General features: G+C 48.1%; 1 protein-coding gene. It reads right to left on the bottom strand.

The features are described 5' to 3' along the window. Positions 1–234: 234 nt before the first annotated feature. A partial coding sequence (locus tag AC2FLZ_RS21945) for a tyrosine-type recombinase/integrase (RefSeq protein ID WP_496882793.1) occupies positions 235–1258 on the bottom strand: 1024 nt, incomplete at its 5' end.

The following is a 1258-nucleotide window of genomic DNA, read 5'->3' as shown; positions in this document are numbered from 1 at the left end:
GTCATTTTATTTCACCACCCTAAGAACTGGCCTAGGTCGAGGATCAACCGTCAATTCGGAACCAAGATCGCTTAGAAGTCGCCACAGGCTGTTCATGTCGGACATATCCAGCATTCCGCCTTTGGACATCACGTTTTCTAGCATCTGAAACATTTCCCGGTTCACTTGGTTTTCTGAATTCATTGTCTTGTGCCTTTGGTAGTCAGGTTTTTTTGTTTTGATTGGGCGATTTGATTACTCGGTTTCTCGTGGGATCAGGGGGGGAATCTCCTTTCCTAAGGCAGCTTCAGATTTAAGCATCACTGACAGATGGCCTTTAAGCACGGACAACTCATGCCCAAGGCCGTAGCCTTCGCCTACACCATCGCGTTTCCAGCCGCCTATTCGATCAATAACGTCTGGCGGACAATTGGTGTTTCTCAGGCGGTCTCTAAGGGAATGACGCAAACTATGGAGTGATTGTTTTTCACCCCTAAGTTTCTGATCTTTAAGCCATTTGTTCAAAGTGGCCGATACGGAATTCTTGTTGAAGTCTCCGTTCTTGACTACCTTGGGAAAAAGGTACTCACCGTCAGATGCCGCCACAGCACGTCTTACCGCCCAAAGCGAAACACCAACAAGCGGAACCAGCCTAGCTGAAGACTTGGTTTTAACGCCTCTGATCCTATTTGGCGTCAACATTATGTGCGGAGTTTCCGCGTCAAGGGAAACATCCTTGCGCAGTAGTCCTGCTATTTCGGACATACGAGCACCTGTGTCTGAAAGTGCTGCAATAAGCCAGCGACGCTCATCATCTACTTCCATGCAACGTTGTTGAATTGCCCAAACCTCTTCCAAGGAATAAGGCAACCTTTTCGGTTCCCAATTAGAGTCTTTTTCGGGGATAATTAGGCCCGAAAGCGGGTTTTCCATCCGCACACCGAGTTCCCTAATAGCCGTGTTGAATACCGGCCTGATCTGATTGAGGTAGCGCTTCACTGTTGCTGGTGCGACTGTCTCAAGAAGTTCCCGCACGAAGGCGTTACCGTGGTTCCTGCTATATTGATTGATAGGGAGTTCGCCATTTATCTCAGTGAATCTCTCTACAGACCTGCCAAACTGACCGTCTATTGCTCTTTTAGGATAAAACCGCAGGTGTTCGTCTTTGACTTCTGAAAAGTATGGAACCGTAAGTTCACGTAATTCTTCGGGGTCGGCATAAAATAACTCTGCGGCCTTCCGTAACGCTGGCGGCAATCGTTCTGCTACAATTCCCGGT

This window comes from Ruegeria sp. YKSF131 (genome assembly GCF_059612645.1).
The sequence above is the reverse complement of the archived record's forward strand: the minus strand, read 5'-3'. Positions and strand labels throughout refer to the sequence as shown.